The organism is Chitinophaga niabensis, assembly GCF_039545795.1.
In the GTDB taxonomy this organism is placed as follows: Bacteria; Bacteroidota; Bacteroidia; order Chitinophagales; family Chitinophagaceae; genus Chitinophaga; species Chitinophaga niabensis_B.
The window spans coordinates 428218-454195 of the sequence record NZ_CP154260.1 but is presented as its reverse complement, the minus strand read 5'-3'; the positions used below and the strand labels follow the sequence as shown (position 1 = coordinate 454195).

Below are 25978 nucleotides of genomic sequence, written 5' to 3'. Positions count from 1 at the left end.
TATTTAATTTGCTCTCGGGCCAGATGGGATCTTACGATCTCATATCATTATAGCTTTGAGCTGTTATTTAAATTATTATGCTTCTACAATGTCAGCAGTCTCTTCAGTGAAGATCTTTGCTGCACTTTCAGTGAACACCAGGTAGTTGCTGTTCATGATCTCGTAAGTGTTCACATCGCTCAATACAGTACCGTCAACGGTAGGGATATTGCGGAGGGACAGGTATACGTTATCATTGTACTCAGGAAGAACCACCAGGGTTTTCTTTCCACCTACATTGATGTTCAGGTTTTTGAGAATGCTTTGGAACTGTTTGGTCTTAGGTGCATCCAGGTTGATATCCTCAACAATGATGATGCTGTTCTCTTTAGCCTTTGTAGACAGTGCAGAGATCTTAGCCACATCTTTCACTTTACGGTTCAGTTTGAAATCGTAACTGTGAGGTTTTGGCCCGAAGATGGTACCACCACCTTTATACAATGGGTTACGGATGTTACCTTTACGGGAACCGCCGGTACCTTTTTGTTTGTGTAGTTTGCGGGAAGCACCTTTCACTTCAGCACGGGTCTTTACCTTGTGCGTACCCTGACGTTGTGCAGCCAGGTATTGCTTTACAGCGAGGTAGATCACGTGATTGTTCGGCTCAACACCAAATATCTCTTCAGGAAGCTCAATAGTTCTTCCGGTCTTCTTACCTTCTATATTTAAAATATCTAGTTGCATATTACTTCTGGATTAAAACGATTGAACCAATGTGGCCGGGAACGGAACCACTTACCAGGATATAATTCTTCTCAGGGAAAATCTTCAGGATCTTCAGGCCTTTCACTTTCACTCTTTCATTACCCATTTGGCCAGCCATACGCATACCCTTGAAAACACGGGAAGGATAAGATGAACCACCTACAGAACCGGGTGCTCTCTGACGGTCGTGCTGACCATGGGAAGCTTCACCCACACCGCTGAATCCGTGGCGTTTAACAACACCCTGGAAACCTTTACCTTTGGAAGTACCTACAATGTCGATTTTCTCACCCTCAGCGAAGATCTCGCAGGTGATAGTTTCGCCAAGTGCTTTTGCAACGGCAGCATCCGGGTTGCGGAATTCTTTTACGTAACGTTTAGGGGAGGTTTGTGCTTTCGCGAAGTGATTTTGTTCTGCTTTGGGAGTGTTCTTAACTTTCTTCTCGCCATAAGCTACCTGAACAGCGTCATACCCATCAGATGATTGAGATTTCACCTGGGTAACCACGCATGGACCAGCCTCGATAATGGTACAAGCAGTTTGCTTACCATTGGCCTCGAAGATACTGGTCATACCAATCTTTTTACCAATAATACCTTTCATTGTGTTATATAATTTAGCCCAGCGCCTGAGGGATCTCTAGCTATCCTCAGGATGAGCGGTTTAAATACTGTTTATTGGGCGGCTACCCTGAAGGCGTAGCCTATTGTTTGTTGCTTTTGTCACAAAACACCTCAGGCGGGCCTTTCGCCCACCATTGCTGAGGTCTCTTAGTTACCTACGCTTTAATTTCCACTTCTACTCCGGAAGGCAGATCCAGCTTACTCAGCGCGTCTACAGTTCTGGAAGAAGAGGTGTAAATGTCTAACAAACGCTTGTGCGTGCACAGTTGGAATTGCTCACGCGCTTTTTTGTTAACGTGCGGAGAACGCAGTACCGTAAAGATTTTCTTCTCTGTTGGTAAAGGAATTGGACCTGTTACCACGGCACCCGTGTTACGCACGGTTTTAACGATCTTCTCGGCAGACTTATCCACCAGATTGTGATCGTAGGACTTCAGCTTGATTCTAATTCTCTGAGACATATGCAATGAACTTCTTCTTTATTACCCCTTACAATTTGGGAGGGCAAAGGTATGCTTTATTTTATTTATGACAAATATTTTGAGGTATATTTCTGGAGAATATTGACTTTATGCGTTTCAATCTTTAGTTTTAAAGCTATTTAGGTTAACAGCTGCAAGGTAAGAAATTTGTTTAATCATTTTATTACCAAAGCATTACATTCTTCTATGCGGTTTTTATCTATTGTATTATGCCTGTTTGTTTATTTTCCTGTTTTTGCCCAGAATCAGGACTCCATACCCCTTAGCCAGGCAGAATTAGAAGAAGCCCTCGAACAGGAACTCATAGCACTGAAAGCCGATGTACTCCCCGAATTCCCCGGCGGCTCCCGGAATATGGCAGGCTGGCTTAATTATAACCTTAACGTACCCTACTTCAACCTGCGGGAAGATACCCTGGTGAAGGTATATGTGGATTTCACAGTGGAACATACCGGCTTTGTGACGGGCGTAAAGCTCCGGCGCTCATCTGGGTTCAAACAGCTGGACAGGGAGGTACTCCTCCTGTTTTCCCGCATGCCCAAATGGAAACCAGGTGCGCTGAACGGAAAGCCGGTGGACCTGAACCTCACCATCCCCATGAATGTACAACTGGGTAACAGCATGCGTAAGCCCTACAATGTGCCCACCCCGGAAGTCTCCCGGCTACCGCAGTACGTGGGTGGCGGTAAAGCGCTGGCCTATTTCATCAGAAAAAACCTCCAGTACCCCAAAGAGGCAAAAAGCGCCGGCATCAGCGGGGCAGTAACGGTGGAATTCCTCATCCTCGCCAACGGGCGGGTGGATAATGCTGCTACCATCGGTGACGCTATTGGTTATGGCCTGGAAGAAGAGGCTACCCGTATTGTGGAAAAAATGCCCAAATGGATACCAGCGGAGCTGGATGGCAGGAAAGTACCCAGCAAACACCAGGTGATCATCCGCTTTGAACTGCCTAAACACTAAGCGAAACAGGCTGCCTCCCGCTTTTTACGCCGGGAACACAGCCTGTTTGTGATATATACGCTACTTTTTAAGGGGCTTACCTCTTCATATTTTCGCGCTCTTCCTTATAGATCTGTTTAGCCTTTGAAGTAGGGAGATAGATCTGGAAACCCAGGTTTATACCTACACCATGTGTGGTAGTGGAATTCCCAAAACCAACTGTCAGATCATATTTCAGCAACGCTTCCAATCCTACATTAGGGGTAATAAAATAGGCCAGACCCGGTCCAAAGCCAATACCTAAACCATTGGTATTGGTCTTAATGTCGCCTGCTTTGCGGTTGATGCCATTTATGCCGGCATTGGCTTCCAGGAACCAACGGCTCCTTTTGGATAGTTCCACTTTCTTATCCTTGATGTAATAGCGGCCGAAAGCCCCTACCCCATAGGAGAAATTAGTGAAACCATCGCCTGTGGATAAACCCAGCTTAACTTCACCTCCAATAGCAATGTCGTCTTTAATAAACCATCCAAGTTTTGGTGTAAGGTTGAGGTTGAAGGTACTCGCCCCACTTTGGAAAATACCGCCAATGTTAGCCAGGTTGGCGCCTACCAGCATATTGCCTTTTTCAGTTTGTGCAAACGTGGCAGTAGAACATAATACTGCAGCCAGAATAAGGGTTAAGTGACCAATTTTTCTCATAATATGTGTTTTTGATGAATGCTTGCTCATGATTTCAAGGGCCAAGGGGATAAAAAGGCGGGAGGGTTAAACTTCTTTCTTAACAGCAGGATTTGAAAAAGGTTGACTGTCAGCACATTATTTTTAATCATGGAAAAAATAACGTGGCAAACATTTTGATCATTATATATATAAATTACCTTCTTATCCGTTTTAAAATAAAACCTGCATGAAACCTGTTACCATATCTGTGGCCACCCTGGCTTTTCTCACTACTGCGGCCTGCATATTTGCCTTTGCCTGCAAAAAGAACAACACTCCCAATAATCCGCCACCGGAAGACCCGGATTGGCCAACGGATAATATCCGCACTGTGGTAGGTGCCGGTATTTCCCGCCCATGGGAGATCCTTTGGGGCCCTGATAACTTTATCTGGATGACGGAACGGAACGGCAAGGTGAGCCGCGTAAACCCTAAAACAGGGGCACTCAGCCCGCTCCTCACTATCCCGGATGCTGTTCAGGATGGAGAAGGTGGTTTATTAGGCATGGTGCTTCACCCGGACTTTACCACCACCCCGCAGGTGTTCATTGTGTATAATTACAGGAATGCCGGCAACTACCGGGAAAAGGTGGTGCGCTACCAGTATGCAGACAATACTTTAAAAGATCCCGTAATTCTGCTGGACAACATTCCGGCAGCGGGTATCCATAATGGTTCCAGGCTGCTCATTACGCCTGACCGTAAATTATTCATTACAGCAGGTGATGCGAATGTTCAGGCAAATGCACAGCTCACTACCTCCCTTAGCGGCAAAGTGCTCCGTATTAACCTGGATGGTACCATTCCGGCGGATAATCCCTTCCCGGGCAGTGCCGTATGGAGTTATGGTCACCGTAATCCACAGGGTATGGTGATGAACAATGGCATCCTCTACACTTCTGAACATGGTGCGGGTGTGGAAGATGAAGTGAACATTATTGAAAAGCAGCGTAATTATGGATGGCCGAATGTGGAGGGCCCCTGCAATCCCGGCGGCGAAGCCACTTTCTGCACGGCCAATAATGTGAAGGAACCACTCTGGTCTACCGGCAACAGTACCTTTGCACTTTGCGGGCTGGATTATTACAATAACGACCGTATACCGCAGTGGAAAGGCTCCCTGCTGGTACTGAGCCTGAAAAACCAGACCCTGTACCAGCTGAAGCTGGGTGCAGATGGCAAAACAATAGCCAGCACCAAGAATTACTTTACTAACCAGTATGGCCGGTTAAGGGACCTTTGCATCTCTCCTGCCGGCAGAGTATATATCTGCACGGATGATAATGCCGGTAAAATCATTGAGATCAGCAAACCGGAATAAAACTATTCCAGATCTCCTGCATGAATGTTGCCTGCGCTGGCCTTCCGCCAGGCAGCTTCATGCAGGATCATACAATCCCTCGCAGTGTCTACGGACGCGGAGATCCAACCCAGGTAAGGCTCATTGCCTATCATAAACTGCACCCCTATATATTTCCGGTTAGCGGCAGTCCAGGCGCCCCGCCAGGTAGTATCCGCCGGATTACCCGCCGGCAGGAGGATCTCGCACAGGTAGGTATCATAGCCATTCCATTCCCTCGGATGATCGGGGATCACAGGAATTACCTCCCCCTTTGTTAGTTTAAGAACAGAATCCGGCTGGGAAAGCAATTTTGCATGTTTCACGGCAAGTGCGGCAAACTTTGCGTGAACACCTTCTGTGTCATTGATCAGGCCTACTACGAAATACACATCATGGAGCGTATCTCCATCGATGTTAATAAACTGGGGATGCAGGTAACGCACTTCCTTATCCTGAAGAGAACGGCGTTCCAGCTTAGGCTTTGGTGTGTTGTTCCGGGATTTTTTGCAGGCAGTTGCCAGCAGCACGCAGGCTGCGAAGAGGTAAATGAGGTTACGCATGGTTTAATTGTTTGAGGTCTGCTGTAAGACGGGGCAGGAGGCAGAATGGTTACAGCCAGGCCTCAAAAAAAGACCCTCCGGAATCCGGAGGGCCTTCTTTATTTCTATCTATCAACTTGTGCTTAGGCGTTCACTTTACCTTTCACCTTAGCCACCACTTCTTCAGCGATGTTGTTCGGTGCAGGGTTATAGTGAGAGAATTCCATGATGGAAGAAGCACGTCCGGAAGACAGGGAACGCAGTTGCGTTACGTATCCGAACATTTCGCTCAATGGCACTTTGGCTTTGATCACCTGTGCACCATTGCGTGATTCCATACCTTCCAGCATACCACGGCGACGGTTAAGGTCTCCCGTAACATCACCCATGTATTGGTCAGGCGTGGTCACTTCTACTTTCATGATAGGTTCCAGCAATACTGGTTTCGCTTTTCTGCCAGCTTCACGGAAGGCTGATTTGGCGCAAAGCTCAAAGGACATTGCATCAGAGTCAACCGCGTGGAAAGAACCGTCAAACAAACGAACTTTCAGGCTCACGAGCGGGAAGTTAGCCAGTACACCATTAGTCATTGAGTTTTCAAAGCCTTTTGCTACCGCAGGAATGAACTCTTTAGGGATGGCTCCACCAAATACATCATTCACAAACTGGAAGCTCTTGCCTTCGTTCTCTTTCAACCAAACTTCGTCAGCAGGCCCGATCTCGATCTGGATGTCCGCAAACTTACCACGACCACCTGTTTGCTTCTTGTAAACCTCACGGTGTTCAACAACTTTGGTGAACGCTTCTTTGTAAGCAACCTGCGGCGCACCTTGATTCACTTCTACCTTGAACTCGCGACGCATACGGTCTACGATGATCTCCAGGTGAAGCTCACCCATACCACTCAGGATGGTTTGGCCGGTTTCTTCATCTGTCCTTGCTCTCAGGGTAGGATCTTCTTCTACCAGCTTAGAGATGGCCAGACCCATTTTATCAACGTCTGCCTGAGTTTTAGGCTCGATAGCAACGTGGATAACGGGCTCAGGGAAGGTCATTGACTCGAGGATGATCGGATGATCTTCCGCGCACAATGTGTCGCCTGTTTTGATATCTTTAAAACCAACAGCTGCTCCGATATCACCGGCTTCGATGAAGTCGATCGGGTTTTGCTTGTTAGCGTGCATTTGCATGATACGGCTGATACGCTCGTTCTTACCGGTACGGGTGTTCAGTACATAAGAACCACCGTCCAGGCGGCCTGAGTAAACCCGGAAGAATGCCAGACGACCTACGAAAGGATCGGTAGCGATCTTGAATGCCAGGGCAGCAAAAGGTTCTTTTGCGTTAGGGTGGCGCTCAATTTCTTCGTTATTATCAGGGTTGATACCTTTTACGGATTCAACGTCCAGCGGAGAAGGCAGGTAACGGCAAACGCCATCCAGCATCTTCTGAACACCTTTATTCTTGAAAGAAGAACCGCACATCATCGGGATGATCGCCATATCGATGGTGGCTTTACGGATCGCATTGTGGATCTCGTCTTCAGAAATAGAATTAGGATCTTCGAAGAATTTCTCCAGCAAAGTTTCATCGTAGTCAGCTACTGCTTCCACGAGTTTCGCTCTCCATTCTTCTGCTTCCGCCTGCATGTCTGCAGGGATAGCAATTTCCTGGTAAGTAGCGCCTTTACCTTCTTCATCCCAGATGATACCTTTCATGGTGATCAGGTCTACCACGCCTTTGAAGCTATCTTCAGCGCCGATAGGCAGCGTCAGGGGAACAGGGTTTGCGCCGAGCATTTCCTTCACTTGTTTTACCACGTTCAGGAAGTCAGCACCGGAACGGTCCATTTTGTTAACGAAACCGATACGGGGTACCTTGTACTTGTTAGCCTGGCGCCATACAGTTTCAGACTGAGGTTCAACGCCGGATACGGCGCAGAATAATGCTACCAGACCATCCAGAACACGCAGGGAACGTTCTACCTCAACGGTGAAGTCCACGTGGCCGGGAGTATCAATGATATTGAATTTGTAGTTCTTTGTATCTGCAATAGGTAAACCCTGTTGAGTCGGGAAGTTCCAGAAACAGGTAGTAGCAGCAGATGTGATGGTAATACCTCTCTCCTGCTCTTGCGCCATCCAGTCCATGGTAGCTGCCCCTTCGTGAACCTCACCGATTTTGTGGGTCTTCCCTGTATAATACAGGATACGCTCTGTGGTAGTGGTTTTACCGGCATCGATGTGAGCCGCAATACCAAAGTTTCTTTGAAATCTTAAGTCTGCCATAAAAGTAAAATGACTATAAGTAATGCAATTTGGGGGGCAAAGGTAGTCTTTTTAAATCAATTAATAAAGCTGGATTTAATGTCAAATTGTTAAATCCCCGATCCTCCGGCTGCTTTCAAAATTCAGCCAGCTATCATCAAAAATCCGCCAAATGTTAAATGAGGGTCTCCTACGTTTGGCCGGAAACGTTTTTTATCTACCTTTATTGCGTTCTAGGCTGAATTTGAACCCCAATTTCTAAGTAGCATATTTAATAACTAAAACCGGGTAACACAAAACGCACGGGAACCCCAAATACATTTCCCGATGCAGGGCAATGCATGCTTATAGGTATGTATAACCAATAGTCAGGAGCATTTAGTATCAATTACTTACAGTTTGTTTTGACGTGCAGATCTGCATGCAGGCCCTCTATTATACAGCATTTTCCATTTTCACTCATTAACCTCACACTCATGAAGCATCTTTTTACAAAGTATCTGCTTATTGCCGTGCTTATGGCAATAGCATGGCTGCCCACGAGCGCCCAGCTGGTACTGGTCCGTGATGTTGCAGCCAGTAGCGGAGGCACCGGCACGGCCGGTGGTATCACCTTCGACTATACCATCGGCGAACCCGCCGTAGCCACCATCGCCGCAGGCAGCTGGATGTTATCCCAGGGATTTCAGCAACCGGAAATCCTTCCCCCGCTGGCACCGGGAGTCAGCCCCCTTATGGATTTTATCCTCTTCCCCAACCCCGCCTCCACTACGGCCAGAATGCAGTTCAACCTCCTTGCAGAGAATATGATCACCCTCATGCTGGTGAATACGGCCGGCCAGGTGATCTATTCAGAAAGACGGATGTACGGCGCGGGTAAGGTGACCATCCCCACGCCGGTAGACAAACTTGCAGCGGGGATCTACACGGTGATCATTAAAGCGGGCGGCATGATCTACACTGAAAAGCTCATTGTTCAGTAGGCGCTCTATTCAAAATGTTTAAAATATTCATCATGAAGCATAAGCTATTGCTGTTAGTGCTTTGTTGTGCAGGAGCCATCCATCCTCTACTGGCCCAGAAATCACAACAACAGCCTATGAACATAGGCGCAGCATTCTTACTCGTTAACCCGGATGCCCGCAGCAGCGGCATGGGGGATGCGGTCACCGGCATTGAGCCGGATGCCAACGCCCTTTTCGGTAATGCTGCCAAGATCCCATTCGCCGGAAGCTGGGGCGTTAGCGCCTCGTATTCCCCCTGGATGTATGATCTGAACGACAGTAAAACCCATATGGGTTATGTATCTGCCTTCAAAACCTTTAACGACATGGAAGGCGTTGGGTTTTCCGTTAAATACTTCAACCACGGAGAAGTGACTTTCCGCGATGATAATGGCATGGAACTGCAACAATATCGTCCCAGAGAATACGCTGTGGATGGTAGTTACGCCAGAAAGCTTTCCAAAAAACTGGCTGTTGCCGTATCGCTGCGGTACATCCGCAGCGAACTGGGTTCCGGCACCTATAACGGCCTGGAACAAAAACCGGCCTCCTCTTTTGCAGGTGATATAGGACTGTATTACCAGGGCTTTGCGGACCATATCGATTATGGCAACCGTTACTGCTGGGGCATCAGTTTTACCAATCTCGGCACCAAACTGAAGTATACGGACGATAACAACCGTAAATCCTTTCTTCCCATGAACCTGCGCATTGGCGGCGGTTATTCCTTTGTACATACCCAGGATCACCAGTTCACGGTAGCAGCAGATATCAATAAACTGCTGGTGCCCACCCCTCCTATCTACAAGCTGGATGCAGGCGGCAACCCCACCAGCGAAATTGAGAAAGGAAAAGACCCCAACCGCGGCATCGTGGAATCCATCTTCTCCTCCTTTGGAGATGCACCAGGCGGGTTCGGCGAAGAGATACGGGAATTCACAATTGCATCCGGGCTTGAATATGCCTACCAGCGTAAGTTCTTCATCCGCACAGGCTATTTCTACGAGCATCCGAATAAGGGTAACCGTCAGCATTTTGCGGCGGGGATCGGCGTGAATATCCAGGGTTTCCAGGTGGACATGTCTTACCAGATGCCCACCGGAACAAGCCTGCTGCAGCGCAAAAGTTTAAAATTCACTTTGTTATACACACCTTTCACAGATCGTTAAATCTTTCACTCATGAAATCAATTACTTTCTTAATAACCGTTTTACTGGTGATGGGCCTTTCAGCAGCCCACGCACAACAAAGGACCCGGGACATCCTGTTCCCCGATTATGCAAAAGATCAGATCAGGTTAAAAGGGGCGGGCACAATACAGCCCCTGTCAGCAAAACCAGCCGAAACATTGATCACCACCCCCAAAGCGCTGCGGGAAAGGATCTTTAAAACCACTGGTGGCGGTGCAGCATCTGCACCTTCCTCTCCTGCAGTGAACAAAGAAACCAAACAGTTAGGCTCTTCCAAAAGCGCTGCAGACGCGGTGAAAGAAATGAAAGAGCAGCAGGCTGCTGTACAGGCTAAAACCGTAGCGCCTAAACTGGAACAACAGGAAACAGAACAAAAACCCAAAAACTGATCATCATGAAAAAACTATTAACCCTTTCTATATTCTTACTCATGCTGGCGGCGCAGGAAAGCTTTGCGCAAAACGGACTTTCAGGTATCAATTACCAGGCCGTGGCACGCAATGCCAACGGTACCATTGCCGCTAACCAGAACCTTACGGTAAGGTTCTCCATCCGTGGAGGATCTGCCGCAGGCCCGGTTCAGTACCAGGAAACACATACTACCAGCACAAACGCTATTGGTCTCTTCACTTTACAGTTAGGGCGCGGTACTCCTGTTAGCGGCACTTTTGCTGCTGTTCCCTGGGTGGCTGCCAACCAGTACCTGCAAGTAGAAGTGAACCCTGGTGGCGGTTTTACCACTTTGGGCACCACCCAGCTGATGAGCGTGCCCTTTGCGCAGTTTGCAGCGAATGGCGTAGCCGGTCCTGCCGGCCCCGCTGGCCCTGCTGGTCCCGCCGGCCCGGTTGGAGCAGCTGGTCCTGCCGGAGCAGTAGGCCCTGTTGGCCCTGCCGGTCCGGCTGGCGTTGCAGGCGCTCCTGGTCCGATAGGTCCTATGGGTCTTCCCGGAGCAGCTGGTCCCGCTGGTGCTCCAGGAGCCCCCGGGGTTGCTGGTCCCGCCGGCCCGGTTGGTCCAGTTGGTCCGGTTGGTCCTGCTGGTCCCGCAGGCTCGATTGCAGGTGCTCCTGCTGGTGGAGATCTTACCGGTACTTATCCTAACCCTGTGGTTGCTCAGATACAAGGTAAAGCCGTTAACAATGCGGCACCTGTTGCTGACCAGGTATTGAAATTCAATGGTGTGGAATGGGCTCCGGGCAGTGTGGTAGGTGCTTTTGTGCTTCCATACGTAGCCAACGAAAATAATCCCGCTACCCTCTTTTCCATCACCAATTCCGGGGATGGTACCTCACTGGAGGGTGTGAACAATACCACCACCAGCAATATCTCCTCTATCCGTGGGATCGTTAGCAGCACCTCTCCGGGTGGTTTCTCTTCCGGTGTCCGCGGTATCAACAATGGCACCGGTGGATTGGGTGTGGGTGTTTACGGTTCCCAGAATGGTTCAGGCTGGGGCGTTTACGGCGTTACACCCAATGGTCTTGGCGTATATGGTAACTCCTCCGCCGCGGGGATCGGGGTCTATGCTAATAGTAATACAGGAACAGGTTTGACTGCCACCAGTAACAATGGCATCCCTGCCAATATAGCCATCTTCAACAATGCCAATAATAATGCTGCGCTCACTGCTTCCACTGTGGGTAACGGTACCGTGATAAATGCTACCACTACAGGAAACGGTACGGGCGTAAACGCAACCAGCACTGGCGGGCATGGTGTCCGCGGAAGCACCGCTGCTCAGACAGCCGCCGGTGTTATCGGTTATAACACAGGTGGCGGAGAAGCCGTGGTAGGCCTCACCACCAGCGATATCGCAGGTGCTGTAGTGGGCCGTAATGACGGTGGGGCGTATGGCGTAAGAGGCTTTGTTGCCACCAATGCTACCGGTACGGGAATTGGTGTACTGGGGCAGATAGGCCTGAACGGGAGTACAGGAAGGGCCGGCCGTTTCGAAAACTTCAATCAAACCAATACAACGGGTAACGCTTTGGAAGTAGAAACCAACGGCAATGGTAACATCCCTGATAACACACAAGGTAATGCCTCCTCCTTCCTGGTAAACAATACCAACAGCGTTGCTGCAGCAGTACGCGCAGAAGTAAAAACTATCTTCGGCAACTTCGGCGCGGCGGGCCTGTTCGGCATTTCTTCCGGTACAGGTGGTTTTGCTGGTCTTTTCCATGCATCAAATCCTGCGGGTAATGGCGCCTCCCTGGTAGCTATCACCGATGGCAATGGTAACGCTATTACTGCCAATGCAAGCAAGGACGGTAACGGCGTAGAAACCAATATCGATGGCGCCGGTAATGCCCTGTATGCCTGGGTACCGAGCTTTGCCACAGGCAGGGCCGGACGCTTCAATATCTTCAATGAAAACAATACCAGCGATGTGATCACGGTAACCACTGTAGGTAATGGTACTGCCGGTAACTTCAAGGTAGATAGAGTAACAGGTACCTCTCCCGCCGTAAGAGGAGAAGTGAATTCTCAATTCGCCAACTTCGGTACCGCCGGTATCTATGGGATTAGCTCCGGCACAGGTGGTTATGCAGGTCTGTTCCATGCTTCCAACCCTGCCGGTAACGGCCCTGCACTCATCGCGATAGCTGATGGTAACGGTAATGGTATCACCGCCACTGCTTCCAACAGCGGAGATGGTGTGGAAACCACCGCAGATGGTACCGGTAGTGCAATCTATGCCTGGGTACCCAATTTCGGCGATGGCAGAGCTGCCCGGTTTGTGAATTACAATACCGGCAATACCAACCCGGTATTGACAGTTGAACAACACAGCAACGGGTCCATTGCATTATTCAAAAGCGGCAACCCCGGTACAGTGAACGTAGCCAGGATCAATGCAGCCGGCCGCGGCTTCTTCAATGGCGGCACACAGGCGAGTGGCGCTGACGTAGCGGAAGCATTTGATGTAACCGGTGCGCTGAGTGCCTATGAACCCGGTGATGTGCTGGTGATCGCTACTACCCAGGACAGGGCAATGGAAAAATCGGCTGAACCTTACTCTGCCCTGGTAGCAGGCGTATATGCAACCAAACCAGGTGTATTGCTTACAGAAAGAGAAGGGGTAGAAGATATCACAGACCAGGTACCTTTAGGTGTAGTGGGAGTGATCCCTACCAAAGTATGCGATGAAGGCGGTGCTATCAAACGTGGCGACCTGCTTGTTACTTCCAGCAAACCCGGTTATGCCATGAAGGCCGATCCTGAAAAAGTGAAACCTGGTCAGGTGATCGGTAAAGCATTACAGGAACTGGCTTCCGGTAATGGCAAGATCAAAGTACTGGTGAATGTAAAATAATGGATCTGATGGCAGACCTAAACGCTTGAGTGAAGGTTAATGTCTGGATTATGTGGTGAGGCTGTTCCGGGAGGAGCAGCCTCCTTTTTTATTTGTATATTGTTTTATGCATATCACTTTCCGCCATCTATGGAATAATAAACTCTATTCCGCCATCAACATTACCGGGCTTGCCATTGGCATCAGCTGCGTGATCCTTGCCGTGCTTTACTGGCAGGATGAAAGAAGTTATGATACTTTCCACCCACCACATCTCTACCGCGTTACCACCACCGTGAAAGGCGAAACCTCCGGTGGTACCGGCCAGGTGCAGGGACCGGCTTTTAAAGAAAGTATTCCCGAAATAACCAGGTCCACCAGGGTAATGGGTGGAGAGATCTATGGAGATGTTGTGGGAAATGATAAAGCCCTGCGCCTCCAGTTCCTCTTTGTGGACAATAGTTTTTTCAAAACATTTTCCTTTCCGCTACTCAGGGGAAATGCAGAAACAGTATTGAAAGACATCGGTTCTGCGGTGATCACAGAAAGCACAGCACTGCGGTATTTTAACAGCACAGACGTGGTAGGCAAACTGCTGCATATGGATGCAGACCCTTCCGCCAAACGTTTAGGCAGGCCCATGATGATCACAGGGGTGGTAAAAGATCCGCCAAAGAATTCTTCTATCCGTTTCGATGCTTTATTCCCTATATCATTCCTGCAACTCTCTTTTGAAGATAACAGCTGGGAAAGCTTTTACCTTGGCACTTATGTAACATTGCAAAAAGACGCAGACCCTGCGGCCGTGATGCGTAAATTCGACCGTATCCACCCTGCAAAAACAGCAGCGGTGCACTATGGTCTGCAACGCATGACGGACATACACCTTGCCCCCTACGGCCATCACATCAACAACGAAGAATCCGGCGTTACAGATGTGAGCAGCCCTGTTTACTCCTATATGTTCATGGGCATAGCCTGCTTCATCCTGCTGATGGCGGGCATTAATTTTATCAATATCAGCCTGGCCAATTCCCTGAAAAGAGCAAAGGAAGTGGGCGTAAGAAAAATAATTGGCGGAAACCGGCTGCAGATCATCCGGCAATTCCTGGGAGAATCTGCTGTTTTATGTTTGCTGGCTTTCCTCATTGCTATCCTGATCACTTATGGCGTACTGCCCGTTTTCAACCAGCTAACGGGTAAGTATATACGCTTACAGGATAGCCTGCACCCTATGCTGATCCTTTCTTTTGCGGGTATACTTTCGGCCATCATCCTTTTAACCGGTCTGTATCCGGCAAGGATCTTATCCAACTTCAAACCCACAGCTGTATTATATAACAGCCCTAAATTATCCGGTCGCAATTTACTGGGCCGCAGCCTGGTGGTGGTACAGTTCTCCCTCGCCGTTTTCCTGTTGATAGCTACGCTGGTCTATTACAGCCAGATGGATTTTATCCGTACAAAAAACCTTGGATATAATCCCATGCAGGTGATCAGAACAAACATCAGTGGCGACCGTGATCTCACACAGGTAACAGATCAGTTCCGGCGGGAATTAAGCCGTGTACCATCTGTAGAATCAGTGTCCTTTGGCGGAGAACGTGGAGGAACAGCAGACGTGATACTGAATGGAAAAACCATTCCAGCAGTGCATAGTATCATTGATGAAAACTTCCTGGCAACGTTGGAGATACCACTTAAAACAGGCCACAATCTTTCCTCAGAAAAAACCGGTACAGCCATCGTGAACGAAGCCTTTTTGAAAGCAGCCGGACTGGCAGACCCGATTGGTGTGCAGATAAAAACAGATCCCTATTTTGATACCATTCCAAAAACTATTGTGGGCGTGGTAAAAGATTTTCATTACGGCTCGCTACGCGAATCCATTCAGCCATTAGTGATGTTCAAAAGTAACTGGTATGGTGGTAGTATCTGGCTGAAGTTTAAAAAAGAAGAACATGCAGCAGCCCTGAGTGGTTTACAGGAAGTGTATGCGAAAATACTTCCGCAGGCATCATTTCAATATGATTTTCTGCATGAGCGTAATGCGAAGGAATATCTGCAGGAAGCCCAATGGCAGCAGGTGATCCGGATCGCTACATTCCTTTCCGTGTTCATATGCTCCCTGGGATTGTTTGGCCTGGCGCATCTTTCCACCCGTCAGCGTTTTAAAGAGATAGGTGTACGAAAAGTACTGGGCGCATCCGTACAACAGATCGTTGCATTGCTGGCAGCCGATTTTTTAAAACTGGTGCTGATCGCTTTTGTAATTGCCTGCCCTTTTGCATGGATAGTGATGAATAACTGGCTGGAAGATTTTGCCTATCGTATTCACCTGGGTGCAGGCACATTTGCGCTGGCCGGGGGGATCGCTATTGTGATAGCATTCGCCGCCGTAAGCATCCAGTCCATCGCGGCTGCGATGACCAATCCTGTGCGAAGCCTCCGGTCGGAATAATTTCATCCGGCAATACTTCTGCTTTGAATCCCCATTCATTCAAAAGCGCAATCAGTCCGGAAGCGTGAACAGGGCCTGTAGTGCATTTAACACGCAGTATCCTGTCGCAATCTTCGAGATCGAAATTGGCTTTGTAATCAGCATATCGCTGATGGATCTGATCTACCAGTTTGTAAGCGAAAATGGGTTCCCTTACATTGGTTTTAAATACTTCTACCATGATACAAATGTAGCTGGGCAAAAGTATTTTAACAGGGTGCATATACGTCAATCTAAGGGCTGATTTGCGACAGTTTCAATAGTGAACATTTCATGTATCAAAAGCGGACAGGAAGTTAAAAAACGTCTCTTTTAAATCATTGATTATTAATAGGATCACTATCTGGCACTACCTTTGGGCTGCAGCTGTCACTATCAATTAAAACAAGCGCATGATCCGCAATTATTTCAAACTCGCTTTCCGTAATCTGCTGAGGAATAAAGTCTTCACAACCATCAATATCTCAGGCCTGGCCATGGGCATTGCCATCTGCCTGGTGATCATGCTTTTTATAAAGAACGAATGGAGTTACGACCGCTATAATGAAAAGGCAGACAGGATAGTACGGGTTGTGTTTAAAGGCTCGGTGCAGGGCCAGGCCATGAAAGAAGCCAATGTAATGCCTCCTACTGCACAGACCCTGTTGAAAGATTATCCCGAAGTGGAAGCTGCTACCCGCATACGAACCGGCGGTTCTGCCACCTTCAGCCATAAAGAAAAAAGTTTTAAAGAAGAAAACCTGGCTTTTGCAGATGCCAGTTTATTCAGCGTATTCACACTTCCTTTTGTGAAAGGGAATCCTGAAACGGCCCTGCTGGAACCCAACAGCATCGTGATATCGGAGGCGTTGGCACAAAAGTATTTCGGGCAGGAAGACCCCATTGGTCAGCTACTGGAAATAAAAGACGAACAGAAGGCCTTTAAAGTGACCGGTGTGATGAAAGCCATTCCCGTTCAATCCCACTTTCATTTTGACCTTTTTCTTTCCATGCAGGGCTTATCCGATCAAAGTTCTGATTCATGGATGACTTCCGGTTATTTCACCTACCTCCTGCTGAAACCGGGCACCGCCTGGCAAAAGCTGGAAGCCAAATTGCCACAGGTGGTAGAGAAATACATGGGGCCGCAGTTACATCAATCCATGGGTTTCACGCTGGATGAATTCCGCAAAAAAGGTAACGACATTGGCCTGTACCTTCAACCGCTTACAGATATCCACCTGCGCTCAAACCTGATGCCCATGACGGAGATGGAGCCTCCGGGAGATATGCGGTACGTGTATATTTTTGGCGCTGTAGCTATATTCATGCTCCTGATTGCCTGTATTAATTTCATGAACCTTTCCACAGCCAGTGCCTCCAAACGCGCCAGGGAAGTAGGTATAAGAAAGGTACTGGGCTCTGCCAAAACAGACCTGGTACGCCAGTTCCTGCTGGAATCCATCCTGCTCACCGCTTTTGCCATGGTATTAGGCCTGGTACTGGTATATTTCACCCTGCCTGTTTTCAATCACCTTACCGGTAAAGAACTCAGCCTGGGCTTAACCACTAATCCCTGGCTGATCCCCTCCCTGCTGCTTTTCGGTTTGTTTGTGGGGGTACTGGCCGGCAGTTATCCTGCTTTCATGCTGTCTTCTTTCAATCCTGTAAAAGTGCTGAAAGGCCGGTTTACAGGCGGCAGGGGTACCATGAGTTTACGAAGCGGCCTGGTGGTTTTCCAGTTCGCCGTTTCCATTATACTGATCGTAGGAACAGTGGTGGTGTATAAACAACTGACGTACATCCAGAACAAAAAACTGGGGTATGACAGGGACCAGGTGATCGTACTGCCGGAAACCTCCCGGCTGGGTGCCAATGAAAATGCCTTCAGGGAACAGCTGCTGCAGGACCCACGTGTAGTAAACATCAGTACCTCCGGTTATCTTCCTGCAGGCCCTACTTATAACAATAACTTCTTTATTTATGCCAAAGAGCAGGCCGAGCAAATTAAGACGCTGCGGTACGATGTAGATGAGAACTACATCCCTACCATGAGCATGCAGGTGATAGCAGGCCGCAATTTCTCTCAAAACTATGGTACAGACTCTACCGGAGCCATCCTCAATGAAACGGCCGTAAAAGCCCTGGGCTGGACCGTGCAGAATGCCCTGGGTCAAACGATCACCCGTTCCCATAATAAGGCTGGTACAGATAAGATCACTTACCATGTGATCGGCATCGTGAAAGATTTCCATTTCAGGTCTCTCCACGAGCCAATATCTCCGCTGGTGATGGTATTGGCCCATTACAACGGCACCATGATCGTGAAAGCGAAAACAAAAGATATCAGCGGCCTGCTGGCGGACATGAATAAAACATGGAGTAATCTCAAGGCATCTGCCCCGCTTAACTATTCTTTCCTGGATGAACGTTTTAAAGCAACTTACGAAGCAGAACAAAAGATAGCCCTGATCCTGGGTATCTCTGCCGGCCTGACTATTTTCGTAGCCTGCCTGGGCCTGTTTGGCCTGGCTACTTTTACCGCAGAGCAGCGTACTAAGGAAATTGGCGTCAGGAAAGTATTGGGCGCTACCGTAACAAGTATCGTGGCTTTGCTCTCGAAGGATTTCCTGAAACTGGTATTGATCGCCAATGTGCTTGCCTTGCCAGTGGCCTGGTGGATCATGAACAAGTGGCTGCAGGAGTTTGCCTACCGGATCAATATCAGCTGGAGCGTATTTGTGATTGCCATTCTCTCCGCCATCCTGATAGCCTTAGCAGCGGTGAGTTTCCATTCCGTGAAAGCGGCATTGACGAACCCTGTGCGCAGCCTGAGGGGGGAGTAAAAATATTATTGGGTCAGCTTTTTTCTATCACTCAACCGCCGTTGTGTCACTCACTTCGGCGGCTGAATAATTTTGGGCAGGAGGCGGAGGGAAAATGCTTCCCCTTAGAGATGGTAAAAAAGCGAACATCCCTTTGCAGGATCCTCACCTGAATATTTTCTAAAAACCTTCCCTCGGAGAGAGCATAAAAAGCGAACATTCTTATAAAGAAACGTTCGCCTGAATATTCTCTAAAAACCTCCCTTGGAGAGGGCACAAAAAAGCACCCATTCTTGTAAAGAAACGTTCGCCCGAATATTCTCTAAAAAACCTTCCCCCGGAGAGGGCACAAAAAAAGCGAACATCCCTTTACAGGAATGTTCGCTTGAATATATTCTGAAAAATACTACACTTTGAAGTGGGAGAAAGCCTTGTTGGCTTCAGCCATACGGTGTGTATCTTCTTTCTTCTTGAATGCAGCGCCTTCACCTTTGCTGGCAGCGATGATCTCGTTAGCCAGTTTCTCAGCCATGCTCTTACCGTTTCTTTCACCAGCGTAACGCACGAGCCATTTGATGCTCAGGGACACTTTTCTGTCCGCACGAACCTCTGCAGGGATCTGGAAGGTAGCACCACCGATACGGCGGCTACGAACTTCAACAGCAGGAGTTACGTTAGTTAATGCTTTTCTCCAAACATCGTAACCATTTTCGTTAGTTGCTTGACTAACGCGGTCAACGGCATCGTAGAATATTTTATAGGCAATGCTCTTTTTTCCTTGTTCCATGATATTATTCACAAAACGAGTTACCAGTTTATCCTGGAACCTGGGATCCGGAGCCAGGGGTAATTTTTTCGCAGCTTGCTTTCTCATTTATTAGAAAAATTTCGACTTTTTAATTAATTATTTCTTAGCCTTTTCCTTCTTAGTACCATACTTGGAACGGCTTTGTTTCCTGTCCTTCACACCAGCGGTATCCAATGAACCACGTACGATGTGATAACGTACACCTGGTAAATCTTTTACCCTTCCGCCACGGATCAGAACGATGGAGTGCTCTTGCAAGTTGTGGCCTTCACCCGGAATATAGGCGATCACCTCTACTTTGTTTGTCAAGCGCACCTTAGCTACTTTACGCAAAGCAGAGTTCGGTTTCTTCGGAGTGGTAGTGTACACACGGGTACAAACGCCACGGCGCTGAGGACAAGCATCCAATGCTCTGGACTTGGACTTAGCCCTGATAATTTCTCTTCCTTTTCTTACTAATTGCTGTATTGTAGGCATTCTTACCTAGTTTATTTTTCTTGCTGGTTTACAATGTCAGCCAAATATCTCAGTATGAGAATTTGGGACGGCAAAGGTATCACTTACTAATTAGAATACAAAATTGTCCGGGAAGAAATTTCCAAAAAATCCCGCTTACCGGGCATTTTCTTCCAGTAAAGCGCTGGCAATCAGCTCCCATTCTGCTTCCAGCGCGCCTCCCGGCATAGATCTGCCGGCCCTGGCATACCAGTATGCTGCATTTCCCGGATCTCCCTCCTTCCTGTGCAGGTAAGCATGCACCCAGGAGCCATCCTTGGTTTCAATATCCTGGGCCAGGGTGTGCGACTGATCCCAATCCCCCTTTCCATCCCACCATAAAGCCTCCAGCAAGGGAGATAACCCTGCAGGCGGAGCTGAATTAGCCAAAGATGCCTTGAATTCCGTAATGGTCATGTCTGTGCCTGATTTGGAAGGCAAAGGTCAGGAAAACTATGCAGAAGTGCAAAATATGGCTGCCAGGGGAGCTGGTGGAGAGTGAGTATCCCCGGGTAAGCCTGGCTATGGACTTGCAGGGATAATGAATATGGCTGCCAGGGAGCTGGAGGAGAGTGAGTATCCCGGGTAAGCCTGGCTATGGACTTGCAGGGATAATGAATATGGCTGCCAGGGGAGCTGGTGGAGAGTGAGTATCCCGGGTAAGCCTGGCTATGGACTTGCAGGGATAATGAAATAAGCTGGTCATCGGCCTGCAGGAAAATCCAATAGCCCGATTATAGAACCTGCAAGATACACAGATAGGCCTGTCATTGACCTCTAGGCCCCGATAAGCTCATGATTATGAACCTCCGGGATTTCCCTACCCGGATCTAAAATCTGGCTCTGATTAGTATAAACCCTCCATAAGATATAGATAAGTCATAGATAAGCCGTATCTATAAGGGACGACTTATCTACGGCTTATATACGGGTTATATACGACTTATATACGGCTTATCCTATCTTAAATGCACTATAAGAGAGACTTTAGGGATACCTCCAAAACGCAAAAAGGCCGCCAGAAGGCAGCCTTTTTGAACTGTATATAATATTATAGGATCCTTAGATCTTAAAATTCCATCCTTTCACATCCTCCACTTTCCCGGTACGGATAGCATCCAGGCGGTCGATCACCTCTGCACCTACCTCGTATTTAGTGGTGTCCAGGGAGATCTTATGCTCCTTATAGTCCAGCTGTTCCACATAAGCCACGCTGGCGGCAGTACCTGTACCGAATACTTCCCGGAGGGTACCGTCCTTCCAGGCGGTTACCACTTCCTCAATGGAAATAGGGCGTTCTTCCACTTCAAAACCCATATCTGCCAGCACATCCATCACGCTGGCGCGGGTAACGCCCGCCAGGATGGTGCCATTGGTGAGGTCCGGCGTGATGGCCCGGTTGCCTATGATCACGAATACGTTCATGGTACCGCACTCCTGCAGGTATTTATAGTCAAAGCCATCTACCCAGAGGATCTGGTCGTAGCCCTGCTTTTTAGCCTGCATAGTGGGGTACATAGCTCCTCCGTAGTTACCGGCTGCTTTGGCATAACCAACCCCGCCAGGGAAAGCACGTACATATTTATCCTGCACCAGCAGGTGAATAGGTTTATTAAAATAAGGCCCTGAAGGGGAGTTGATGATAGCGAACTTGTAAGTATCAGAAGGGCGCACCCCTATAAATTCATCCGCAGCGATCATGAACGGACGCAGGTAAAGGGAACATCCTTCATTGGAAGGTACCCATCCCCTATCCAGGTCAATCAGCATGGCCATACCACCCACAAAAAGCCATTCCGGCACTTCGGGCATCCCCATACGCTCGGCGCTCTTGTTAAAACGGGCATAGTTGTCGTACGGGCGGAAGATCATGGGATTACCTTCCTGGTCGTTATATGCTTTGATGCCTTCAAAGATAGCCTGGCCGTAATGCCAGGCGGCGTTGGAGGGACTTACACTCAGGTTTTGAAAAGGGATGATCTCTGCGTTCTTCCATTCTTTTCCATCAAAATCGGCCACTAACATGTGGTCCGCGTATTTCTTGCCAAAAGCCAGGTTAGAAAAATCCACTTCACTCAAGCGGCTCTTTGTTGTTTTGGTTACCTTTATCTTCCGTTTCGCCTCTTCCATTACTGTAGATTTAGCGGTGGGATAGTCTGCTACCATCATGGTTTATTAGTTTTATCTCAATATTTTTGAACTTTCAAAGCAGGTTCGTTCCACCGAACGATCCGCAAATAAACGTTTTTTCCCGTACATGGGATCGTCATATTAAACCATAACAATATATTTATGAGCCTAGAGCAATTGCAACTGGATCCTTACCTGTTGGCGCAAATGTACCACCAGCCTATCATTCCGGAGATGCGGAGCGCGCAACCTGCAGTGGAGAAAGCATTGCCCAAAGTGAAATATTTAGGCGAAAATCAAAAAAACGTATTACTGCTTATACAAAATGAAAGCGAAGCGTATTTGAACGATGAATTGTTCAATCTGCTCACGAATATATTGAGTGCATGCAAGCTCGGGATGCAGGAAGTTGCATTGGTAAATGTTGCACAATATCCCGGTTTAACGCTGGCGGACTATAAACAGCTGATACCAACGCAGCAATGCATCTTTTTTGCTATTCCCCCGGAAATACTGGGCCTTCCGCCGATGCAAGCTTACCGGCTGGAGACGCATTTACAGATCCCGGTGTTGTATTCGGACCATTTGCAACAAATTGCAACCGACAAAACTTCGAAAGGGAAATTATGGATGGCACTGAAACAACTTTTTGGAATTTAATATACCTGATTGGCTATGACCTTAGTATTTGCTACCAATAACGAGAACAAAGTAAAAGAGATCCGCTCCATGCTGGGAGACGCTTTTGCGATCATCACCCTGCAGGAAGCGGGCATAGATATCGATATCCCGGAACCCCATGATACGCTGGAAGCGAATGCCCGGGAAAAATCGGAAACCATTTATAAGCTCACCGGTAAAAATTCCTTCTCTGAAGACACAGGCATGGAAGTGGATGCCTTGAACGGGGAACCAGGTGTATTGTCTGCCCGTTATGCGGGTGAACAGAAGAACGCCGCAGACAATGTGGCCAAAGTACTGCAACTGCTGGAAGGCCAGACCAATAGAACAGCCCGCTTCAGAACGGTTATTTCCCTTATAATAGATGGAACGGAACACCAGTTCGAAGGTATCGCGGAAGGTAATATCCTCCCTGCTGCACGTGGCAGCAAAGGTTTTGGGTATGATCCCATCTTTCAGCCAATAGGCAGCGATAAGGCTTTCGCCGAAATGGAACTAACAGAAAAGAACGAATACAGCCACCGCGCAAAAGCTTTTAAAAAGCTGATCGCATTCCTCCAAACACGATAGGCATGGCAAGAGTTAAGATAGATATGCCGGCATCTTTCCGGTTTTCCACTCAGATACCGGTACGGATAGGCGATGTTAATTACGGCGGCCATGTAGGGAACGATGCCATCGTGTCCATCCTCCATGAATCCCGGATGCAATACCTCCACGCTATCGGCTGCACGGAATTGAAAGCCTACGGCACCGGGCTGATCATGGCAGACCTGGCTGTCGTATATAAAGGAGAGTCCTTTTACGGCGATCAACTGACTGTTGCGGTAGCGGCAGACGAGATCAGCAGCGTGGGCTTTGACCTGTTCTACCGGATAAGCATGGAAAAAGAAGGCAAAACAGTATTGGTGGCGGAAGCAAAAACCGCCATGGTCTGTTACGATTACGATAACCATAAAGTAAGCAGAATACCTGATGCTTTAAAACAACAATTAATTTAACAGCATGGCATATAAGGACATTGAGCATGTGATCACACATCGCCGGACAGTGAAGCCGGCCAATATGAACGGGAAAAAGATAGACGATGCCATTGTGCAGGAATTACTGCAGCTGGCAGACTGGGCGCCTACTCACGGCCATACAGAACCCTGGTATTTTATGGTATATGCCGGCGAAAAAGCCCAGGCTTTTGCGGCAGACCATGCAGAGATGTATAAATCATTCACCCCTGCAGCCCAGTATATCCAGGGGAATTACGAGAAGCTGAAAACGCAGGCAGATCTTGCCTCGCATGTGATTGCCATTTGTATGAAGAGGGGCAGCAACCCCAAGATCCCGGAAATAGAGGAGATAGCGGCGGTATCCTGTGCGGTGGAAAATATCTGGCTCGGCGCTACAGCAAAACAGATAGCTGTTTACTGGGGTTCAGGCGGCATGACCTATCACCCTGCCATGCAAGATTACCTGGGTTTGGGTGATGATGATAAAGTGCTGGGATTCCTTTACCTCGGGTATTCCGAGGAAGCTCCACGCACCGGACGGCGCGTGAAGCCCCTGGAAGAAAAAGTGAAGTGGATGTAGGGATCACTACAGCCGGTAGGTTGGAATCACCCTGTAAGATTTAGTACAGCCGGATACCATGTATCCGCAGCGGTACGTTTTGCGGCGGCCTGTAAAAGTTACTACAGCAGGCACATTTTTGGCGTGCTTGAATACAATACACCGGAATTACTGCAGCTGGTAAGTTTTAGCCAGGTCCCGGAAAGAACGCACCTGCTGTTCCTCCCACTCCTTGCCTTTCCCCATTTCAGTGGCCATGATAGCGGCTACTTTGGGTGCTACCCGTACTGCTTCTTCCGCATCCAGGAATAATGCCCGGGTACGGCGGGCCAGTACATCTTCTACTGTATGCGCCATTTCTGTGCGCACTGCCCACAATACCTGCGCTTTAATAATGCTCAGCGATTCGCTAAGCGTTCCTTCGTTTCCGTTTGATAAGTTCCTAATGGCAACTGCATCAGAGCCATAATAATATAGTGGGTCCTTTTCGTCTATTTTCACCGCGGAGCCGTGAATAGGTAAATTCCGGGTCACAGAAGTGGTGGCCGGCCATTGTTTCACCTTCTCCAGTTTATCTATCACATCTTCCCCCATGCGCCGGTAGGTGGTCCATTTACCCCCCAGGATAGTCACCAGCCCGGAGGCTGAAACCATGATCTTGTGGTTACGGGAGATCTCCTTCGTTTTTTCACTCTTTTCCGGTTTAGCCAATGGCCTCAACCCTGCCCATACACTTTTCACATCAGCCCTTGTTGGGGCACGCTGCAGATATTGGCCTGCAGTGGATAGAATGAAACTGATCTCTTTTTCCATGGCCACAGGGTCCAGGCTGATATCGTTCACCGGGTTATCCGTAGTACCTACCACAATCTTATTGTGCCAGGGAACGGCAAAAAGTACGCGGCCATCGCTGGTCTTGGGGATCATGAGGGCATTCTCACCAGGCAGGAAAGAACGGTCCAGCACCAGGTGAACACCCTGGCTGGCTACGATCTTACGTTTCACGGTAGGGTCGTCCATTTCAAGGATATCGTCTACAAAAACGCCGGTGGCGTTAATGATACCTTTCGTTTTTACTTTGTACTCACGGCCGGTTTCCACATCTTCTATCGTTACCAGGGAAAGCTGTCCGTTCCCGTTCTTACCTAATCCTTTCACCCGCATATAGTTCAGGGCAATACCACCCTGTTCATAAATGGTCTGCATCAGGTTCACCGCCAGGCGGGCATCATCAAACTGGCCATCGTGGTAAAGGATACCGGCGGAAAGATTGTTGTCTTTTAAGCCGGGAAGTTTCTCAAGGGTCTTTTTCCGGGAGATATGAATAGAACGGCCCAGGCTGAGGCGCCCGGCCATCCAGTCGTACATTTTCAGACCGATCGTGTAAAAAATGCCTTCCCACCAGCTGTAGGCGGGAATAATAAAGGAGAGGTTCTTGGCCAGGTGTTTGGCGTTTTTCAACAGCAGGCCCCTTTCTACGCTGGCTTCGCGTACCAGGGCTACATCCCCCTGGGCGAGGTATCTTACACCCCCATGAAGTAATTTTGTGGCTTTGCTGGACGTGGATTTAGCGAAATCCGACTGTTCTAACAGCAGTGTTTTGTATCCTCTTGTTGCAGACTCCACCGCGGCTCCAAGGCCGGTAGCTCCACCCCCGATTATGATCACATCCCACTCCTGCGCGGTCTCCATCGCTTTCAGTTGTTCTATACGATTCATTTTCTCTTTTATTCAAGCATTATTATACAATATACATCGTAATCCGATACGTGCAAATTTAAATCATTTCCACAGGCTTTTTTGTCCTTTTTAAAGAGACGGTGCATACTGTTGAATTTTAGGGTATT

The 25978-nt window shown here is 48.4% G+C and carries 23 protein-coding genes; 12 read left to right on the top strand and 11 right to left on the bottom strand.

Annotation, left to right across the window (positions count from 1 at the left end; translation table 11 throughout):
- Positions 1-75: 75 nt before the first annotated feature.
- From rplD to rpsJ, 3 genes are all read right to left on the bottom strand, one after another.
- Entirely contained in the window at positions 76-723 is a 648-nt protein-coding gene (gene rplD, locus AAHN97_RS01900; protein WP_074240030.1) for a 50S ribosomal protein L4, read from the bottom strand.
- A 1-nt stretch (position 724) separates the two neighbouring features.
- On the bottom strand, positions 725-1348 hold the full coding sequence (gene rplC / locus AAHN97_RS01895) for a 50S ribosomal protein L3 (protein ID WP_074240031.1): 624 nt from the start codon (positions 1346-1348) through the stop codon (positions 725-727).
- A 175-nt stretch (positions 1349-1523) separates the two neighbouring features.
- On the bottom strand, positions 1524-1829 hold the full coding sequence (rpsJ, locus tag AAHN97_RS01890; RefSeq protein WP_012789286.1) for a 30S ribosomal protein S10: 306 nt from the start codon (positions 1827-1829) through the stop codon (positions 1524-1526).
- A gap of 207 nt (positions 1830-2036) precedes the next feature.
- Here rpsJ and AAHN97_RS01885 point away from each other — a divergent pair, with 207 nt between their 5' ends.
- Positions 2037-2813 (top strand): energy transducer TonB, encoded by a 777-nt coding sequence (locus AAHN97_RS01885; protein WP_343305891.1) that lies wholly within the window; start codon positions 2037-2039, stop codon positions 2811-2813.
- A 76-nt stretch (positions 2814-2889) separates the two neighbouring features.
- On the opposite strand, the gene AAHN97_RS01880 is transcribed toward AAHN97_RS01885, so the two are convergent.
- Complete coding sequence (locus AAHN97_RS01880; protein WP_343305890.1) at positions 2890-3495, bottom strand: hypothetical protein; 606 nt, start codon at positions 3493-3495, stop codon at positions 2890-2892.
- Positions 3496-3703: 208 nt separating this feature from the next.
- Between AAHN97_RS01880 and AAHN97_RS01875 the strand changes: the two genes are divergently transcribed.
- A complete protein-coding gene (locus tag AAHN97_RS01875; RefSeq protein WP_343305889.1) occupies positions 3704-4837 on the top strand; it encodes a PQQ-dependent sugar dehydrogenase in 1134 nt (377 codons plus the stop codon).
- Positions 4838-4839: 2 nt separating this feature from the next.
- Here AAHN97_RS01875 and AAHN97_RS01870 read toward each other — a convergent pair whose 3' ends face one another.
- Both AAHN97_RS01870 and fusA read right to left on the bottom strand, forming a co-directional pair.
- Complete coding sequence (locus AAHN97_RS01870; protein ID WP_343305888.1) at positions 4840-5418, bottom strand: hypothetical protein; 579 nt, start codon at positions 5416-5418, stop codon at positions 4840-4842.
- 122 nt (positions 5419-5540) lie between these two features.
- Entirely contained in the window at positions 5541-7685 is a 2145-nt protein-coding gene (gene fusA, locus AAHN97_RS01865) for an elongation factor G (RefSeq protein WP_343305887.1), read from the bottom strand.
- Between the two features lie 455 nt (positions 7686-8140).
- On the opposite strand from fusA, the gene AAHN97_RS01860 reads away from it, so the two are divergent.
- From AAHN97_RS01860 to AAHN97_RS01835, 6 genes are all read left to right on the top strand, one after another.
- On the top strand, positions 8141-8647 hold the full coding sequence (locus AAHN97_RS01860) for a T9SS type A sorting domain-containing protein (protein WP_343305886.1): 507 nt from the start codon (positions 8141-8143) through the stop codon (positions 8645-8647).
- Positions 8648-8679: 32 nt separating this feature from the next.
- A complete protein-coding gene (gene porV, locus AAHN97_RS01855) occupies positions 8680-9837 on the top strand; it encodes a type IX secretion system outer membrane channel protein PorV (RefSeq protein WP_343305885.1) in 1158 nt (385 codons plus the stop codon).
- An 11-nt stretch (positions 9838-9848) separates the two neighbouring features.
- Positions 9849-10247 carry a hypothetical protein gene (locus AAHN97_RS01850; protein ID WP_343305884.1) on the top strand — a complete coding sequence of 133 codons (399 nt, stop codon included), beginning with the start codon at positions 9849-9851 and terminating at the stop codon, positions 10245-10247.
- A gap of 5 nt (positions 10248-10252) precedes the next feature.
- Positions 10253-13171, top strand: a complete 2919-nt coding sequence (locus AAHN97_RS01845; RefSeq protein WP_343305883.1) for a beta strand repeat-containing protein — start codon at positions 10253-10255, stop codon at positions 13169-13171.
- Between the two features lie 106 nt (positions 13172-13277).
- Positions 13278-15611 (top strand): ABC transporter permease, encoded by a 2334-nt coding sequence (locus AAHN97_RS01840; RefSeq protein ID WP_343305882.1) that lies wholly within the window; start codon positions 13278-13280, stop codon positions 15609-15611.
- Positions 15612-16042: 431 nt separating this feature from the next.
- Complete coding sequence (locus tag AAHN97_RS01835) at positions 16043-18475, top strand: ABC transporter permease (RefSeq protein ID WP_343305881.1); 2433 nt, start codon at positions 16043-16045, stop codon at positions 18473-18475.
- A gap of 385 nt (positions 18476-18860) precedes the next feature.
- Here AAHN97_RS01835 and rpsG read toward each other — a convergent pair whose 3' ends face one another.
- From rpsG to AAHN97_RS01815, 4 genes are all read right to left on the bottom strand, one after another.
- Positions 18861-19328, bottom strand: coding sequence for a 30S ribosomal protein S7 (gene rpsG, locus AAHN97_RS01830; protein ID WP_074240040.1), 468 nt, complete (start codon positions 19326-19328; stop codon positions 18861-18863).
- Between the two features lie 30 nt (positions 19329-19358).
- Positions 19359-19739, bottom strand: a complete 381-nt coding sequence (gene rpsL, locus AAHN97_RS01825) for a 30S ribosomal protein S12 (protein WP_026751391.1) — start codon at positions 19737-19739, stop codon at positions 19359-19361.
- 135 nt (positions 19740-19874) lie between these two features.
- Complete coding sequence (locus AAHN97_RS01820; protein ID WP_343305880.1) at positions 19875-20174, bottom strand: hypothetical protein; 300 nt, start codon at positions 20172-20174, stop codon at positions 19875-19877.
- A gap of 645 nt (positions 20175-20819) precedes the next feature.
- On the bottom strand, positions 20820-21926 hold the full coding sequence (locus AAHN97_RS01815) for a branched-chain amino acid aminotransferase (RefSeq protein ID WP_343305879.1): 1107 nt from the start codon (positions 21924-21926) through the stop codon (positions 20820-20822).
- Positions 21927-22049: 123 nt separating this feature from the next.
- Between AAHN97_RS01815 and AAHN97_RS01810 the strand changes: the two genes are divergently transcribed.
- Genes AAHN97_RS01810 through AAHN97_RS01795 form a run of 4 tightly spaced genes read left to right on the top strand, consistent with a single transcriptional unit; the run spans position 22050 to position 24152 of the window.
- Positions 22050-22547 carry a hypothetical protein gene (locus AAHN97_RS01810; RefSeq protein WP_343305878.1) on the top strand — a complete coding sequence of 166 codons (498 nt, stop codon included), beginning with the start codon at positions 22050-22052 and terminating at the stop codon, positions 22545-22547.
- A 15-nt stretch (positions 22548-22562) separates the two neighbouring features.
- The gene (gene rdgB / locus AAHN97_RS01805; protein ID WP_343305877.1) at positions 22563-23138 is read left to right on the top strand and encodes an RdgB/HAM1 family non-canonical purine NTP pyrophosphatase; all 576 of its coding nucleotides are present in this window, start codon (positions 22563-22565) and stop codon (positions 23136-23138) included.
- A 2-nt stretch (positions 23139-23140) separates the two neighbouring features.
- Complete coding sequence (locus AAHN97_RS01800) at positions 23141-23569, top strand: acyl-CoA thioesterase (protein ID WP_343305876.1); 429 nt, start codon at positions 23141-23143, stop codon at positions 23567-23569.
- Positions 23570-23573: 4 nt separating this feature from the next.
- Positions 23574-24152 carry a nitroreductase family protein gene (locus AAHN97_RS01795; RefSeq protein WP_343305875.1) on the top strand — a complete coding sequence of 193 codons (579 nt, stop codon included), beginning with the start codon at positions 23574-23576 and terminating at the stop codon, positions 24150-24152.
- A 147-nt stretch (positions 24153-24299) separates the two neighbouring features.
- Here AAHN97_RS01795 and AAHN97_RS01790 read toward each other — a convergent pair whose 3' ends face one another.
- A complete protein-coding gene (locus tag AAHN97_RS01790; RefSeq protein ID WP_343305874.1) occupies positions 24300-25850 on the bottom strand; it encodes a glycerol-3-phosphate dehydrogenase/oxidase in 1551 nt (516 codons plus the stop codon).
- Positions 25851-25978 lie beyond the last annotated feature (128 nt).